Below are 16,799 nucleotides of genomic sequence, written 5' to 3' on the forward strand. Positions count from 1 at the left end.
GGTAAAAACGCGAACGGCCCGGGAAACCGTTCCCGCTGACAGGCGGTATGCCGTTTAGCACCGTGACAATGACGGCAATATGGTTTTCAAGAGCTTCCAATATAAATATTTGTTTAAGAATCCTTGACAGATTTTGATCGAACCGGTCTCAAAACCTTCCTACAGCCGCAGTCTGCCAGCGAATCAAAGAGTTACAATCCATCTCAATATCGCCAGTTATTCTGGAATTGATTGTAAGGCCATCTATGTCATAACAAAGTCTACTCCAACTGCATTTCAGATGGATTCATTAGGTAGAGTTCGTTTATTATAATAAATAACTGTATGAAAATAGCCTCTATTTCAACTATTGAAACAATACTATGATGATATTCTTGGTAGGTGAATACTGGATGGATTATTTACATATACTCGAGGCCCCACCGCTTTCATTACATTTCTATATTTGTAACCCTTTATATGTATATTTGAAAATAAGCCTGAGTCATCGTCATCATTTGACTGTCAATGTCCTTCAAATTCGTTTCACAAACTGAACTAACATTTTAAATATGGGTTATTACACAATATTACACATATTGAACAAGGTAATGGAAACGGTTGGTGCTCGCCCGCTCCTCCCGTTTTTCTGAAAATATCTCTGTTAATGCTCTATTCTAGTCTCAGAGAATCGTACACGTAGCGGATCCCATAATTCCAAGCAGTCGCGACAATCGTGGAGGGAGCCATTTCAGGTTTAGCTGTCTCCAAATTCGTTTTACTCACTCTCCATCCCAATTTGGACACACCCCGCTGGAGTAGAAAAAATGATAAATCGTGGTATCGAATAAAGGGTATATGGAAAAACCCCATTCTGCGCTGGAGGCTGTCAATATTCTCGCCGAGCGTTATGGAATGCTTGTCGAGCTGGCCGAACAGCCAGCCACGCAGGCAGAGTTAGGGAGACGGACCGACGTCTCCAGACCAACAGCACATCGTGCAATTAGAAAATTTGAAGAATTCGGAATGGTACGGGAAAACGATGGTACTTACGAGTTGACGGAGATTGGGCAAGCATTTTTGACACACCATAAGGAATATTTAGAGAAGGTCGATCAACTTTGCCAATTAGAGGTTGTCCTGGAACAGTTTTCAGATATCTCGCTTAATGCACCGATACTGGACGGAGCAGTCATTAATTACAATAATTCAATTGGAGGCGACGCAGCTGCGTATGATAACAAGGAGATAATTGAGAACTCACTGCGGGTCTATAGCGTCCTTGACGGGGTGTCGTCGAGCTACTTTGAGGTTCATTCAGGCGATTCACCTCATGAGGAGGTGATTCGGATTCTCCCAGATGAATACGCCGATTCCATCATCGATGCCTACCATAACCCATTAAATGAACTGCTCAATAGTGATTTTTTCAATCTATACCGGACTAGTGAACCCGTTCCATACACTATTACGGTTGCCGAGATGCCGAACACCTCGTATGCGATTCTTCTCTCACATTCAGACGGAAAGATTAATCTCAACGTGCGCAATGACAATCCAGAGGCGGTCGCGTGGGCTAAAGAACGGGTTCTCGAGTATTTGGAAACCGCCAAACGTATTGAATCAGTGTGAATTCCCGAAGGTAAGCTAACCCACATCTAAAGCGGTGAGTTTCCGCGCTAGTACCGTTATGACTTTTTCTATGAATCACTGAGACAGCGATTGATCGGATCAGCATCTATTTACTGTCGGTCGGGTCTCAATCCAACGTGGCCAATTGGCGATGCGTTCTCGGTAGCAGTCAGTCGCAGGATGCGGAAATCAGTCTCATATACTGATCGACCAAATACGACGCGGATGGGAATGATCACGATCCTGACCCATTAGGTACACCCGTTCGCACCGTTAAGCGCGGTGGGTACGCCCGGTGAGTCAACGTACTCTTTGGCAAGGTCTCAGCAAACCCAGGCGAGCGGTCGGGCCATTACTACATTCCCCAGACTGAGTCCATTTCCCGGTTGATTTGATTAATTTTCTCTATGAGAGCTTCCCAAATTGCCATCATTTGGCTACAAAGCGAGGCATCCTCGCCTGTTTAGGTCTCGTGGGGGTCCTCGGTGACTTCTAGAGCTACAAGGGGAGTGTAGTCGATGCCGCCGTTGAGGCTCTTGCCGACAATACAGCCCTCGTCGTAGACTGACAAGCAGCGTTCTGCCTTCTCTTGATATCTTGGAGTGGTGTGGAGAACCATCTTGACGGTGATATGGTCGATCCGCAGTCCAGTGTTCGATGGCATTTCCTCGGGCATCTCGTCGGTGCGGCTGTACTCGTCAATCACTGCTTCGCACACAATGCGGTAAATCTCGACGTCCTTCTTTTCAAGACACTGGTTCAGAACCGAGGCCTGACAGGAGGCGAGGCTGAGAAGCAAGAAATCAACTGGCGCGGGATGTTCGTCCTCCCCCGCCATTCCCTTCGGGAAGCCACGTTGGTTCGTCTGTCTGGACCGTATGCTTGTCGCGAAGTGTGGCTGTCTTGTACTTGTCGTCGGGGGTAAGGGTCAGTTCCGCAGTGAATTTCTCTTGCTCTCCCATTTTACTATTTGGTAGTGATGCCACCTAAATAATAATTTTCCTCGTTAAAACCCAGACTGTGTCAGCAGTTATCAGAGAAAATATTATATAGGAAGTTTGTGTGTCTAATATTAGTATGAAGCCAGCATCAAATGAACGGAACTTGCCCTTCGATTTCGGTGCTCATATTCACCCTAAAAGTGTTCTTCCCGATCTCCCCGAGGGATTATCAGCTGTATTAGGGGATAGGCATCACGACATCGACAAACTCGTCAAATGGTTCGAATCTGCGGGATACGGTGGAGCAGCATTGTCCCAACCCATCTATATGGGTCATAGGAATCTCGATCTAGTTCAAAAAGCAAACGATGTACTACTTGAACAACTCGAAGATTACAATCATTTCTTCGGATTAGCTGCCATACCGACAGCTGCAGGTGGTGAAGTAGCTGCAAAGGAATTCAAACGATGCCTTAACGAAGGCTATAGCGGCGGGGCCATCGCAACCAAGAGTGATGGAATCGAACTCCACGATGAGGAGGCGGAACCGATTCTAGAAGTAGCCAATCAAACAGGTGCACCTATTCTGGTTCATCCCAAGCTCGACGACTCGCTCCATCCAGACGTGCTTGGAGATAAGTATCGACTCAACGCAGTCTTTGGCCGAGAAACAGCGCTTTCCGAGAGCATCTTCAAGGTCGTACACGACGGAATCCTCGACCAATATCCAAATCTTAATCTAGTTTACCATCACCTCGGTGGGAACATCCCCGCTATGATGGGACGAATTCACCTCCAATTAGATGAAGGCCGGTGGCCCGGCCAAAAACATATCAAGAACTTCGATGAATTCAAGCAGCAAGTTGAGAATCGGGTGTACCTCGATACATCGGGCTTTTTCGGATATCAAGCTCCGTTGCGGGTGGCGTTAGAACAGATGCCGGTCTCCCAAGTCCTTTTCGGAACGGATGCTCCCTATGAGCCAAGGTCAAAATCTGAATTGCAAAAGTTTGCCACCAGTGTCAGAGAGGTCGCGCCACGTTCAGATGCGCAGAAAATTTTGGGAGAGAATGCCTTAGATCTATTAGTGAATACGTAGAGGGTTCATATTACCCCACAGTAGATTACCGGGTGCAATCATTCAGATTGAGCCTCCGTTCCTCGCTCCCGATCATCAGGATGTCACCTACACTGATGAAGCGCCTGAAAACCCGGTATTTCGACAAAGCCAGGGATTCTCGCTGACCGGATACTCCTCGAAAGAATCAATAAGGCGGTTAATGCTGAAACCACTAATCCCGAATCGTGACCTCCCGGTCCTCATCTCTCAAATAAGGTCTGTTAGCGATATTTATATACATCTATGAGGAATCACAAATTTCCCTTGTATGAGTCAATGCAACACAGAAGGTCGTAATGGAATGTGTATCGAGGGGACGTATTAATCAAGATGGACGACGAAATGATACTTCGGGCAGATGTCTACTGTCCACCGGAAGAAGGCGAGTGTCCAGTCATCTAGAGCTACGGTCCTTATGGGAAATGGATTCACTTTGAGGACGGCTATGTCCACCAATGGAAACAGATGATCGAAGAAAAACCAGACGTGACCGTGGGTTCGACGAATAAATATAAGAACTGGAAACAAATGACCCCGAAAAAATGGGTAACAGATGGATACGCAGTCGTCTGAGTCGACTCTTGAGGGGCGGGTCGTTCACAGGTATAGCTTGAGTGTGGTCCAAACGAGAAACCCGCGACCTAGAGCAGTGTATTAAGTGGGCAGGAGACCAGAATTGGTCGAACAATAAAGTCGGTCTCAATAGCATTTCCTATTACGCAATGAACCAATGGCAGGTTGCACAACGTCAACCTGAACACCTCGCAGCTATGTGTGCGTGGGAGGGGGCCGCTGACTGGTATCGCGATGCAGTTTATAGTTGGATTTTCTCAAGTATCTTCCCGAAGGCTTGGTACAATCGACAGGTGAAGACAGTTCAGAACGGAGTTGGGAAAATGGTTACCGGAGCAGTTTGACCGGTGGGTGGGTATCCGGTCCTGAGACTAGTATGAAGAGCAACTCAGTGCTAACCGGGCCGCTCTTAACAACCACTGAGTGTCGAACAAACTCGCGACTGACGACTAATAGGCTCCCTGAATTCCGGAATCCAGGCGTGCGATGAAGCCCGGTATTCAACTGCAGTTGGCGGGACTATTAACGAATACCGTCTCTCTCCTCCAAAAACTGGTTGTCGCTAGATCTCGTAAAGCAATCCTAGACTGGGTGCAGAAGGCTGATTTACAGCCATCTGAGGGTCGCAGCCCGAATTATATTGCGGTTGACGAGACCGTGGTTCAAGTCAATTATGAGAAATTCTGGCTATACGCAGCCGCCGATCCCCACACAAACGATCTGCTTCATCTGCGGCTGTTTACGACGATAACGATCGCCTTAACGAGATTTTTTCTGTGTGAACTCCGACAGAAACACGATGTCGAATCCTCCGTGTTTCTTGTTGATGGCGCTCAACACCTCCAAACCGCGCTAGCCAGATCTGGGCTCCAATTTCAAACTGAACGAAATGGAAATCGGAATACCATAGAACGAATTTTCCGAGAACTCAATGGACGAACGTCCTCCTTCTTAAATCGTTTTAGCTATGTTGAGCCTCAGACCAGCGAAAATTGGCTTCAAGTGTTTGCTGCCTGGCTTAATGCTCTAAACTAAACACCACCTTGGAAAAGGCGAAAAGATATTATCGGAGCGTTCGGTACATAGTGACGTGACATATGATTGACGGTGGCCCAGAATATCATTCAGTAGTCCACGAGCCTGACAGTGAATTCGTCAAGTCGACAAATATCTACGAATTTATGCAGGCCCACGACATAGAAGATTACGAGGAGCTGATCAAGCGTACCACCACCGAAGTGGATGGAGTGAACCCGTCAGGAATCGAGTGGTTTTGGGATGAGGTGATCGACTACCTGGGCATCGATTTCTTCAAGGAGTACAGCCAGGTGCGTGACGACTCCGACGGCCCGCAGTTCACCGACTGGTACCCAGGCGGCCGGCTCAACATCGCCTACAACGTCCTCGATCGATACGCCGACGACGACAGCGCAAACCGTAATAGGGCCGCGATCATCTGGGAGGGCGAAGACGGCGAGGTTCGAGAGGTCACGTACCACGAGCTCGCTCGCCGGGCCAACCAGGTCGCCACCTATCTCGACGCCCAGGGGGTCGAGACCGGCGATACTGTTGGGATGTATATGCCGATGGTGCCGGAGGTGGCGGCGATCCTCTATGGTTGTTTTAAAATTGGGGCGATCGCTGTACCTATCTTCTCTGGGTTTGGTGTCGACGCCACTTCAACCCGTATCAAAGACTCCGATTGTTCGGTACTGTTCACCGGTGACGGATTCCTTCGTCGGGGCGACACTGTGACGCTCAAAGAAACCGCCGACGAGGCCATCGACAATGTAGACGCTGTTGTGGAAAACGTTGTTGTTTACGACCGGTTGGGCGCCAGCGATGCGAAAACAGATCTCTCGATCCCCTGGACGGAAGGACGCGACGAGTGGTGGCACAAGGCCATCACAACACAGCCAGACGAGTACAAGTCGAAATCGCTGCCCAGCACCCAGGAATCGATGCTGTTGTACTCCTCGGGGACCACGGGCACACCCAAAGGCATCGTTCACACTCATTCGGGTGCGCTCGTCCAGGCCGCCAAAGAAGTCTACTTCGGGCTTGATCTCAAACCCAGAGACCGGTTCTTCTGGGTTTCCGATATCGGCTGGATGATGGGCCCATGGATGCTGATCGGCACCCACACATTCGGCGAGACTACTTTCATCTACGAGGGTGCGCCTGATCACCCCAAACCGAACCGGTTCTGGGAGATGATCGACCGCCACGAGATTACCCAGTTCGGTATTTCTCCCACTGCCATACGCGCATTACGAAAGCACGGCGACGAGTGGGTCGAAGGGCATGACCTCTCGTCGCTACGGCTACTGGGTTCGACCGGTGAGCCCTGGGACCCCGAGTCCTGGAAGTGGTTCTATAAGAAGGTGGGCAGCAAAGAGTGCCCAATCAGCAATATTTCTGGTGGGACCGAAATTATGGGCTGTTTCCTGATGCCGATGCCAATCCAACCGTTAAAACCTTGCACCCTCGGTGGGCCGGGACTGGGTATGGACATCGACATCGTCGACACCGACGGCAACTCGATCGCAGATGAGCACAAACGCGGCTTCCTAGTCGCACGCGACTCGTGTCCGAGTATGACCAAGTCGTTGTGGAGCGGTGACGACCGCTACCTCGAGGAGTACTGGAGCACCTGGAAAGATCTGTGGGATCACGGCGACTGGGCCCAGAAAGACGGAGACGGCTTCTGGTTCCTCCATGGTCGGGCCGATGACGCCCTCAACGTCGCCGGCCGCAAAGTTGGCCCCGCCGAAATCGAAGGGATCCTCACCGAACATAAGGCCGTCACACAGGCGGCTGTTGTCGGCGTCCCCGACGAGACAACCGGGACCGCTGTCGTCGCCTTTGTGATCCCGGATCCGGATGTCGAGGTCTCCGAGGCGCTGGCCGAGGAACTTCAGTCGCTAGTCGGTCAGGAGCAAGGCAAGCCGTTTCGGCCCCGTGAGATACACTTCATTGACGACCTCCCCCGGACGCTATCGGGGAAGATCATCCGCCGAGCAGTACGGGCGCTGGCGGCGGGCGAAGATCCCGGAGATCTCTCCTCAATAGAGAACCCCAAGGCCCTCAAATTAGTTCGCGAGGCACTGGACAAACGAGACCAGTAACGGCACCCAGTAGCGCTCAAGCTCCGATCTCCCGTGGATTTCAATCGTCGACCGCCCACGACAGGAATATGGGAGAGGACACCTAATGAAGTAGTACCTTACGGATTGACATCGACGGCACATCCTTCTTAAAACAGCCCCGTTGTGGATAGCGCCGAACTCTCTGTGTTCTTCGGTATCCACAATATGGACGTCTCCGCACTAATCGAGTAGTATGCGAAAAGGCCGGAGTGACGGGCGGATCCACTACGACTCCGGTAACTTAATAACGGCGGAGTAACACTTTTTAGTATGCGTCAGTTCGAACCACTCATCCTCAATTGTGCGATTACCGGTGCAATTCACGTACCGTCGATGTCGCCTCACCTGCCTGTCACACCCGAAGAGATCGCCGATGAAGCGGTCGCCGCGGCGGACGCCGGGGCGAGCATCGTCCATATTCACGTCCGGGATCCCGAGACCGGCGAACCGACGATGGATCACGACCTCTTCAGACAGGTCGTCGAAGACATCTCGAACCGGTGTGACGCAATCGTCCAGCCGACGACCGGCGGCGACCCAAATATGACCGTCAAGGAACGGGTCCAAGTCGTTCCCGAGCTCGAACCAGAGCTGGCGACCTGCAATATGGGGTCGATGAACTTCGGGCTGTATCACATCCCCGATCACTTCGAAGAGTTCCAGTATGACTGGGAGGAGGCCTACCTCGAATCAACGCGGGATCTGGTCTTCAAAAACACCTTCGAGGACTTGCAGACGCTTCTTCCGATCTTCGACGAGCACGATACCAAGCCCGAACTGGAGTGTTATGACGTCGGCCACCTCTATAACGCTCGTCTGATGGTCGATCAGGGATACCTCGATATGCCGGTCCACCTTCAGTTCGTTATGGGAATCAACGGAGGTGTCGGCGCGACGCCGAAGAACTTGGTTCATATGGTCGATGTCGCAGAGGAACTATTCGGCGATGAGTTCTCTTTCTCAGTCATCGGTGCGGGCAAGGACGAGTTCCCCCTGGGCGCACAGGCAATGCGGATGGGCGGGCACGTGCGTGTTGGGATGGAGGACAATCTTTACTTGCGGCGTGGCGAACTTGCCAAGGGCAACTCAGACCTCGTTGAGAAGGCAGTCGATCTCAACGACGAACTCACCGGTCGTCCGATCGCGACACCCGAGCAGGCCCGTGAGTTCCTCGGTCTGAAGGGTAAACAGGAGTGGTAAGCGAAAACCGGTCTCGTTGGCGGCATTGTAGCTGCCCGATCCAGACGGTAGCTACAGCCCGAACCGTGAGTCCATAGATCTTCGAATGTCTCGAAACCGGAATTAAGCTTGAGTAGGCTTGTTCTCTCAATATCGATAACATTGGACACTGTCCGAATCTCGATATCAGCGACAAATAGAGCTCATATAAACCACATCAATCATTGTTTCATCGACCCCTATTACCTAAGACGTGGTAGCCTGCAAAAAGTTAGGTTCCCAAAGGATTAGAAAAGCAATCCATCGACTGAGCAAATACCGTCACAACCCACACCGACTCCAATAGAATTCAGTTGGATACAAATGTCAATTCCAATTACCAATACGCCAAGAAGTAAACGCTCTCAGGGCTGAAAAGTAGGTGTCGAAGTAGCTGAGTCGGCGTTTTCCTCATCAGTGACGTATCTACGGTATGATTGGTGCAACTGCGGCAAAACAGCTGTCCCTTGCTGCTTCTTCGATGCTATTCACACATCTTGATTTTGCAACGAAACCGAACGGCCAGTATCCGAGCGAGGACTTCGAGAAAGTCCTCGCTCGGAGTGCCTTCAACGGCGAATTCGTCCATACGACCGCCAAAAAACTTCAGCTTGCTCGGGGCGAAGATATCGATCTTCAACAACGCAGTCCACTTGCTAAATCGCTTCTCTACCACCTTCGTGGGCTGAGTCCGGACGCCATCGACGCTTAGTTCGGTGGCGTCTGGGCCGCAACCTTCGCTCACGCCCGCCGACGGCGGGCGTTTACTCGTCCGGTCGATATTGCACTCGAGATTCACGAGTGCTCTACTTTGGTTCAGCTGAAACCCCGCCCGTTTGTGCAATCAATCCATACCTAGTTCTCTTAGATGAACCGACAGCTGGAATGAGTCAACAAAACATAGAGGACACAATAGATATGATATGAGATACACTAAATGATAAAATTATTATGTTAGTTGAACACGATATTAATATCGTTATGGAACTCGTCGATACGATCACTGTATTGCATAACGGTTCAGTCCTATCAGAAGGAACTCCAGACGAAATCGCGGACAACAAAGAGGTTAATCGTGTCTATTAGGATAAATATAATATGTCCTAGTGATAATTCAATAATATTTGCTAGAACTGATCGACGTCCACGCAGGATATGATGAAACGGAAATACTGAATGGAGTATCACTTACCGTTGATAACGGAGAAGTAGTTGTACTCATCGGTCGTAATGGAGCAGACAAGACGACGGCATATATGAAAATTCTCTGGTATATAACGCCGAGTCAAGGCACCATACGGTATGGTGATACAGAAATCACTTCATTAGGAGCTGCAAAAACAGCGCAACTAGGTATTACTATAGTTCCAGAAGAACGACAAATTTTCCCCCAATTAACAGTACGTGAGAACGCAGAAGTCTCACATATCGGAAAAGGAGACAGGGATGGCTGGGATATCGATGAAGCCCTTTCCATATTCGAGAATCTAGGAACGAAAGGTGACCAGCTCGGAAGCACTCTGAGTGGTGGGGAACAGCAGATGCTCGCTATTTCGAGAGCGTTAGTTTTTGGTCCAGAAATCCTCATACTTGATGAACATACCGAGGGACTGGCGCCCCAGATTGTGACCGAGGTCGCTGAAATCATCTCGAATCTAAAGTCTCAGGGATTGACCATCTTATTAGTTGAACAGAACGTGGAGGTTGCTGTCGATCTCGCAGATCGAGTATACGCCTTGGATAGAGGAAAAATCGTGTTTGAAGGCACAGCTGCAGAATTCGAATCCAATGAAGAAATAAAAAAACAGCATCTTGGTGTGAGCAAGTAATTCAGAATTAAAGATGGGAGTGGGCTCGTGGGGCGTTGTCAACCCCGAAGAATTCGAACAGGAGAAGGGGCTGCAATATCCTCCAGTTGTGATGGCAGGGAGTGCCGTTGCGGATGTCGCCCTGGCCGGCGTCGCGGACGTCGGTGCTACTCGGGATCTGGCCACTGAGTGGCCAGCTTACCTGCACCGAAGGTCAGATCAAGTCCACATATTTCACCAGCGAGTTAAATCTTAACTCCACGAGGGTGTCATAGAACTATTCGCAAGGATTCTTTTCACGCTGTTGAGTCTTAATCACCTATCAGAACTCGCTTGCTTACCAAGTGAAGTGGAATACTATGGAGTGTGCATCAGTCGTCAGAAGGCGCCACGCCGGTCGGCTCGGTGCCGCTTGTGGATGCGTCTCGAGTGAGCGTCGCATACAGCATAATGAGCATCGAGACGATGAGCGCCCCACCCCATAGGAAGCCCGTCGGCATCAAGAACGTCAGCCCGAAGCCTTCACCGAGCCAGACGATGCCCGGGATTCCCCATTGGCCGGCGATAAACAGGACAGTCACAAGCGGTCCGGAGGGTACCAGTAACGCCGACGGCGGGGACTGCAAACCCCATCACGATAGCCAGAATCGAGAGGACACCGAGATGAGCATGGCCCCCAATCATCCATCCAGGGACGACGCTTCCGCCAGATAAGATGATAAACTGGTGTAACCCCACAGCCATCATTGTCGTTAACCCCAAGAACCCGCTTGCTTTCAGTGGCTTCGTCATACGCAACGAAAAGCCCACGGGTGAAGCCAATAAAGGTAATGGTACCACGACACACGGTTGGTAAACTCCTGATATTCGAAGTGGACACCGCCACCACCCCATTAAAGCCCCATACTGAACGAATCTATCCTACTGAGTGAAACCTGTTTCGTACGGTCCCCTAAATCATCGACTCCTCTGGTAGCTGTCTATTCGCGCCAGCGAGAGAGTGGCGCGCGTCATCTTGCGACCTATACGCCTAGCGACGTCGAGCGATTCGACGAGTTTCTCGAGTACCTCGTCTCGGTTGGCTTCGCGGACGAACGCCACGAGCTCCGCTGACCGACAGAGCGATTTTTGAACACCCCTGAGGGGTGCGGCGCGGTCTGAACTGACGCAGACGTGGTAAACTCGATTTGGTGACTACGATGGCTACGACTGGTGACTCGTCGGTTTCCTTCGCGGAGACCGACACGCGATCCGACGAGATGAATGGCACCATCGAACAGTGGATTGACGACCTCGTCGCCGGCGTCGACGATGCGCAGGCAAGCGAGGAGTTTCAGGAGTGGCTCGACGTCCAGAGTCGCTTCCACGACTACTCCTACCGGAACACGCTCCTCATCAAGCGGCAGTGTCCCGAGGCGACTCGCGTGGCGGGCTATCGGACGTGGCAGGAGGAGTTCGACCGGCACGTCCAGGAGGGGGAGTCGGCCATCTGGATCTGGGCGCCGATCATCACGAAGCAGTGCCCGGAGTGCGAGAACTCGCCGAGCTACCACGAGGACAGCGACTGTGAGTACGACGAGACGCCGCCCGAGAAGTGGTCCGAGGGCCTGGTCGGGTTCAAGCCCGCGCCGGTGTTCGATGTCTCCCAGACTGAGGGCGAACCGCTTCCCGACTTGGACATGGAAGCGACCGGCGACGCCGGCGACCTCGTCGAACAGTTGACTGCCGCCGCTGATGAGCTCGGCTTGACGGTGCGAATCGTTCCAGTCGAGGAGTGGACGCACGGCGAGACGAAGGGCATCTGCGAGCAGCTGAGTCTCGTCGATATGCAGCCGCGTGTCGAGGTTCGGAATCGGGAGAACGACGCCGATCTCGCCCGGACGCTGGTTCACGAGTACGCGCACGCCCTACTCCACTTCGACGTCGACGACGATACGGAGCGGTCGAAACGCGAAGTTGAGGCCGAGGCGATCGCGTACGTCGTCGGGCGGTACTGCGGGCTCGACACCAGCAGCTCGGCGTTCTACCTCGCAGCCTGGGAGTCGGACAATCCCGAGGTTGTTCGCGAGCGGCTCGGATGGATCAGTCGGACGGCAGAGGAACTCATCGACGTGCTCGAGGAGCCGCCTGCTCCCAAAATCGATTAACCAACAGATTGCCCGGATCCCCCTCTTTCGTTGGTTAAGTTTTTCTGCGCCCGCAGAGGGGCGGAAGCGCATTCTGACCTCCGCGAACCATGACTGACGACTATCTCACAACGGTCCTCGAGGGAGCCGAGCACGTTGCCGAGCAGCATGACAAGGTCGCTCGAACGACAGACAACCAAGCCCACGAATACCTCCGATACGCCGTCCTCCGGGTGCTTGAAGGCGAGGCAGAACATCTCCCAGCAGACAGGACGCCGATCGACGGCGTGACCGTCGGCTACGGGAGCGACGAGGCGATGTTCGATAGCTGGGGCTCCAGCGAAGACTGGTGGGAGACCGTCCTGCCGCAAGAAGCGTGTACACGCTTCCGGGTGTTCTTCCCGGACGACCACCAGACGGTTCCCCGTGACATCGTCGATGTGATGGCTGCGCTCGGTGCCTGGCGCGTCTGGACTGGGAGCGCAGCTACGTGCGGTTCCTACGACCATCGCGAGCGCCGCGAGGTCCACTACCTGTGGCCGGGGCCATCCGGTGGAGGAAGTGCTCCACGAGCGGCTCAGTGCCCCTGTGGAAGCCGTCGCTCCTGACGGTGGCCGAACGGGCGACGTTCGCGACCGACTGGTCGTCGACGAGAACGCAGAGTCGCAGGACAATCTCGAGCCCCGCACGAAGCGTGCCGTCACCGAAGCGATGGACGTCTCACTCCTCTCGAAAGGTGGCCGCTACGAGGTGCAGTCCGCGTCCGGCAACAGGTACGAAGTCGACGTCGTCGACGAATCGTGTACCTGTCCTGACTGGCAGCAGCGCTCACCCGAAGGCGGCTGCAAGCATCTGCGTCGCGTCGATCACGAGATCAAACGGGGCCGTGTACCCCGACCAGACGGCCGCCTTCCCTCTCCGTAGGGTAACGATTGAGCTACTCCACGGGACGGACTGTGTCGCCATCCCGACTGACCCGGTCGAACGTTGAGAGATACGCGATCCAGTCCCGAACCTCCTCGGCATCCAGCTCCAGTTTCGCGGCCAGTTCGTTGACGGTCATCGGTCCATCGAGTGCTTGGAGGACTTCGAGCCCCCGGTAGTACCTATTCGTGAGCTCCTGGACGCGGCCCTCGATAGGCGTGGTCACCCCGTACCGCTCCTCGAGTTCGACCAAGGCCTCGTTCGCGAACGTGGCGAACTGATCGTCACCCAGGCGTTCGATCTGGGCTTCGAGTTCAGCCCGGACGACGTCGTAGTCGAGGCCAGCCTGTACGAGCATATTCATGTCCTCGATGTCGTCGTCGCGGCCAGCGATCGCCTTGAACAGGAAGATATCCTCGTTGCTGACCAGCCGGACCGTCAGTCGATCCGTGTCGAGGAACGGCTCGCTGCGCTCTTGCATCCCGTCGGTGAGCACGAGTTTGTTCGCAACCTGCTGGTTGAAGATGTCGAGGCGACACCCATCGTCGTTCTCGACGCAGCTCGTCGCCCCCAGCGCCCGGTAATCTGGATCCAGCGATTGAACCTCCGCATACCCGAGGTCCATCAGGACGGCCCACAGCTGGCCGTACGCGTCGCCATCTGGGACGACCAGGTCGATATCTTTCGTCGCCCCCTTGAGGTCGCGCAGCGACATCGCGCCACCACCGATCAGGTGAACTGCCTCGGGGTCAAGTCCCGAGGCTTCCCGTGGATTAATTGGACACTCCCGACCGACCATCGGCAAGGCTGCCTCGAACGGTCGGGTGGGTCACGGTCGGGGCGTCCACGGCCCCCGATGCCTGCCGTCGCACCTTCCGAACAACGGGAAGGCTATTGAGAGCAGGCACATTCCAATCCTGATGCTTCTTGACGCCTTTTACGGCGATATTGACGCTTGCACCACGGTCGCTGTGGTCTTGATGCTCACAGCCCCGGCACTTGAACCGCTTCTTGTTGCGGTTCGCACGCTCCGTATGCCCGCACATCGGACACCGCTGGCTGGTGTACGCAGGGTCAATCCACGCGGTCGGGACACCCTCAAACGATGCCTTGTACGACGTATAGAACTGAAGGGCGCGGAATGGCAGGTGGTGCAAGCGCCGATTCATTTGCGTGCCGTAGTCAATACTGTCGCGCAACTCTTTGAGGTCTTCAAAGACGATGCACGGCCTCTCGAACTGCTGGCTCCACTTCACAATCTGCCGGCTCACCTTGTGGAGGCAGTCGCGGACGAACCGTTCCTCACGCCCTTCGAGTGTGTCGTGGATACTTTCCTTCCCCGCGTTCTGGACGCGCTTTCGCACCGTGAAGTAGCGATGGCGCTCGAACTTGATCTCGGGGAAGTCGATAACCAACGTGTCCTCAACGCCATCCTTGGAGAGTGCGGTGAGTGCCACGTTGTCCTCGTTCACGTCCATACCCACGACAGTCCGTGAGTCCTGCTTGTCTCGGACAGTCCGCTCGGTGTTGCGGATGTTGATGTGGAGTTCGGGATTACCGTCCCGCCAGAGGGTTTCACTGGTCGTGACCTTCCACTCGTCGCACGTGAGAGCGGTCTTGAGAAGGTCGAGGTGGGCGTCACTTCCTTTGAGGACGCCCCTGACGTGCTTGTACGGCTTCGCGCTGATGCGAAAGGCCACGTCGCTGTCGTCGGTGAGTGACAGGGTGTACCCCTCCTCGTAGTTCGCCCTGAGAGGGTACGGATCGTCCTTGGTGTGACTCGGGCGCCCGAAGTCGTCGTACTCAAGGTAGTTCTCCATCGCGCCCAGCGCTTTCGCGACGATGCGTTGGACCGTGTTCTTCACGAGGTCGGCGTCATCTTCGAGATGGCGAGAAATCGAGTCCCAGTCCACGCCCTCTTTTGCGAGGCGGATGGTTTCGTTGTATACTCGGCGGGCTTCAAGCGTGGCGTCGTACAACAGACCCTCGTTATCACTCTGGACATCTAACTGGAAATCCAAAGTCTTCACGAGGGTCTTGTCGTCCATCTCTGGTGCACTTACGTTTAGGTTGTATCGGTCATAAGCCCGTGCCATGCAAGGTGAAAGTGAAACCCTGTGTCGGCTTTCACCCTCGGGTCTAGCCCCGATGCGATGACTTTAGTTTATCTGTAGACCGTGAGCGGTTCAGATAGCCCGGCTCCGATTCGCTGGAATTCGTTCTCGATGTACTCGCGGCCGAATGTTGGTCTCATTGTGGTAGTGGCACCTCGTAGTCAGCCGCCAGTTCTTGGAACTCGTCCCACTCCGGGAGCCGGTCTCGTCGACCTCGCCGTGCGTCTCGAGGTAGCGCAGCAAGGCGTCGATTTCGTCTTCGAGGCCATACTTCGCCGCCTGCTCTCGGAGGTCCGCCTCGTCGACGTCGACGTGGCTGAGCAGGAGGAGACAGTACGAACGGTGGCGGCTGCCGTTGTCGATCAACAGTGTGTGACAGCAGAGTTCCGCCGGCGAGATCGCGTCGAGATTCTCGGAGTAGAAATAGTACCGATGGCCGGTGAGCAGGAACTGGAGGTCGAAGGCCGTGAATCGAGCGAGGCCGGTTTCGTGGAATCCCTCTGCCTCGATCTCCGTCTCAGCCTGGGCGAGGAATTCGTCGTAGTCCTCCCAGAGAATCGTGCCCTTCGGGGCGACGGATTCGAGGCGTTGACGATGTAGATGGTGTGCGAGTTCACGAGCGAACTCGTGGAGGCGGTCGAAGTCGGCGTTGAACTCGTAGCGGCCGTCGGCCGTCCCGACGAGACCACGGTCGCGAAACCGCTTGAGGATGCGGTTGACCGTGTTGCGGTAGTTGTCGCTCCGGTCGGCGATCTCGGAGACCGTTCGCGGCTGGTCGAGGTAGTACAGCACCTCGAGTGCCTTGCCGGTCAGCAGCTCGGGGAACTCGATGTGGGAGTGCTGGCGGACGAGGTCCCGATAGAGTTCGACGGCGCGAGCATCCGACGGGACGACTCGTTTTCGCCGGCCATCGCGTTCCGTGTAGACGAGCCCTTTCTCAACGAGGTCGCCGACGGCACGAGAGAGGTAGCTCTCGCTGTGGTCGAGCTTCGTCGCGAGCTCGGAGATCGTGTCGCCGCGGTCGACGGTGGCGAGGACCTCGAGTTCGATGCGCCGGAGCACGGTGTAACATAGTACGAAACTTGTATATAAAGAAGTTTCGAGTAGTGTTACATTCAGCAAGCACGGCAGCCGTCTTCATCGTCTTAACCAACAAAACTATGGATTCGTGGGCTATGTTGGTTAATAGGAGAGTAGCCGATGTCCTACGAACCC

At 53.9% G+C, this 16,799-nt stretch carries 11 protein-coding genes and 3 pseudogenes; 10 read left to right on the top strand and 4 right to left on the bottom strand.

What is annotated here, in order from left to right; all coding sequences use genetic code 11:
* Positions 1-837: 837 nt before the first annotated feature.
* On the top strand, positions 838-1,611 hold the full coding sequence (locus ACP99_RS05700; RefSeq protein WP_049985673.1) for a helix-turn-helix transcriptional regulator: 774 nt from the start codon (positions 838-840) through the stop codon (positions 1,609-1,611).
* Between the two features lie 463 nt (positions 1,612-2,074).
* On the opposite strand, the gene ACP99_RS05705 is transcribed toward ACP99_RS05700, so the two are convergent.
* Positions 2,075-2,449 (bottom strand): OsmC family protein, encoded by a 375-nt coding sequence (locus tag ACP99_RS05705; protein ID WP_049985674.1) that lies wholly within the window; start codon positions 2,447-2,449, stop codon positions 2,075-2,077.
* Between the two features lie 239 nt (positions 2,450-2,688).
* Here ACP99_RS05705 and ACP99_RS19005 point away from each other — a divergent pair, with 239 nt between their 5' ends.
* The 9 genes and pseudogenes from ACP99_RS19005 (at position 2,689) to ACP99_RS05740 (ending at position 13,470) form a co-directional block, all read left to right on the top strand.
* The gene (locus ACP99_RS19005; RefSeq protein ID WP_081927176.1) at positions 2,689-3,651 is read left to right on the top strand and encodes an amidohydrolase family protein; all 963 of its coding nucleotides are present in this window, start codon (positions 2,689-2,691) and stop codon (positions 3,649-3,651) included.
* Positions 3,652-4,286: 635 nt separating this feature from the next.
* Positions 4,287-4,589: a CocE/NonD family hydrolase gene (locus ACP99_RS21510; protein ID WP_081927178.1), complete on the top strand. Its 303-nt coding sequence runs from the start codon at positions 4,287-4,289 to the stop codon at positions 4,587-4,589.
* Between the two features lie 142 nt (positions 4,590-4,731).
* Positions 4,732-5,280: pseudogene (locus ACP99_RS19015) on the top strand (IS6 family transposase); the annotation flags it as partial.
* A gap of 62 nt (positions 5,281-5,342) precedes the next feature.
* Positions 5,343-7,373, top strand: coding sequence for an AMP-binding protein (locus ACP99_RS05710; protein WP_049985675.1), 2,031 nt, complete (start codon positions 5,343-5,345; stop codon positions 7,371-7,373).
* A gap of 291 nt (positions 7,374-7,664) precedes the next feature.
* A complete protein-coding gene (locus tag ACP99_RS05715) occupies positions 7,665-8,594 on the top strand; it encodes a BKACE family enzyme (protein ID WP_049985676.1) in 930 nt (309 codons plus the stop codon).
* A gap of 451 nt (positions 8,595-9,045) precedes the next feature.
* The gene (locus ACP99_RS19020; RefSeq protein WP_081927183.1) at positions 9,046-9,324 is read left to right on the top strand and encodes a hypothetical protein; all 279 of its coding nucleotides are present in this window, start codon (positions 9,046-9,048) and stop codon (positions 9,322-9,324) included.
* Between the two features lie 412 nt (positions 9,325-9,736).
* Entirely contained in the window at positions 9,737-10,441 is a 705-nt protein-coding gene (locus ACP99_RS05725) for an ABC transporter ATP-binding protein (RefSeq protein ID WP_049985678.1), read from the top strand.
* 1,178 nt (positions 10,442-11,619) lie between these two features.
* On the top strand, positions 11,620-12,567 hold the full coding sequence (locus ACP99_RS05735) for an ArdC-like ssDNA-binding domain-containing protein (RefSeq protein ID WP_049985679.1): 948 nt from the start codon (positions 11,620-11,622) through the stop codon (positions 12,565-12,567).
* An 89-nt stretch (positions 12,568-12,656) separates the two neighbouring features.
* Positions 12,657-13,470: pseudogene (locus ACP99_RS05740) on the top strand (hypothetical protein).
* Positions 13,471-13,483: 13 nt separating this feature from the next.
* Here the strand turns inward: ACP99_RS05740 and ACP99_RS05745 are convergent.
* The 3 genes and pseudogenes from ACP99_RS05745 to ACP99_RS05755 all read right to left on the bottom strand — a co-directional run bounded on the left by ACP99_RS05745 (position 13,484) and on the right by ACP99_RS05755 (position 16,646).
* Complete coding sequence (locus ACP99_RS05745) at positions 13,484-14,269, bottom strand: DUF6036 family nucleotidyltransferase (protein ID WP_049985680.1); 786 nt, start codon at positions 14,267-14,269, stop codon at positions 13,484-13,486.
* Positions 14,244-15,518 (bottom strand): RNA-guided endonuclease TnpB family protein, encoded by a 1,275-nt coding sequence (locus ACP99_RS05750; protein ID WP_049985681.1) that lies wholly within the window; start codon positions 15,516-15,518, stop codon positions 14,244-14,246. The genes ACP99_RS05745 and ACP99_RS05750 overlap by 26 nt, the downstream gene beginning before the upstream one ends.
* Positions 15,519-15,720: 202 nt before the next feature.
* Positions 15,721-16,646 (bottom strand): annotated as a pseudogene (locus ACP99_RS05755) (MarR family transcriptional regulator).
* Positions 16,647-16,799 lie beyond the last annotated feature (153 nt).

Origin of the sequence: Halobellus rufus, assembly GCF_000739575.1 — an archaeon.
In the GTDB taxonomy this organism is placed as follows: Archaea; Halobacteriota; Halobacteria; order Halobacteriales; family Haloferacaceae; genus Haloquadratum; species Haloquadratum rufum.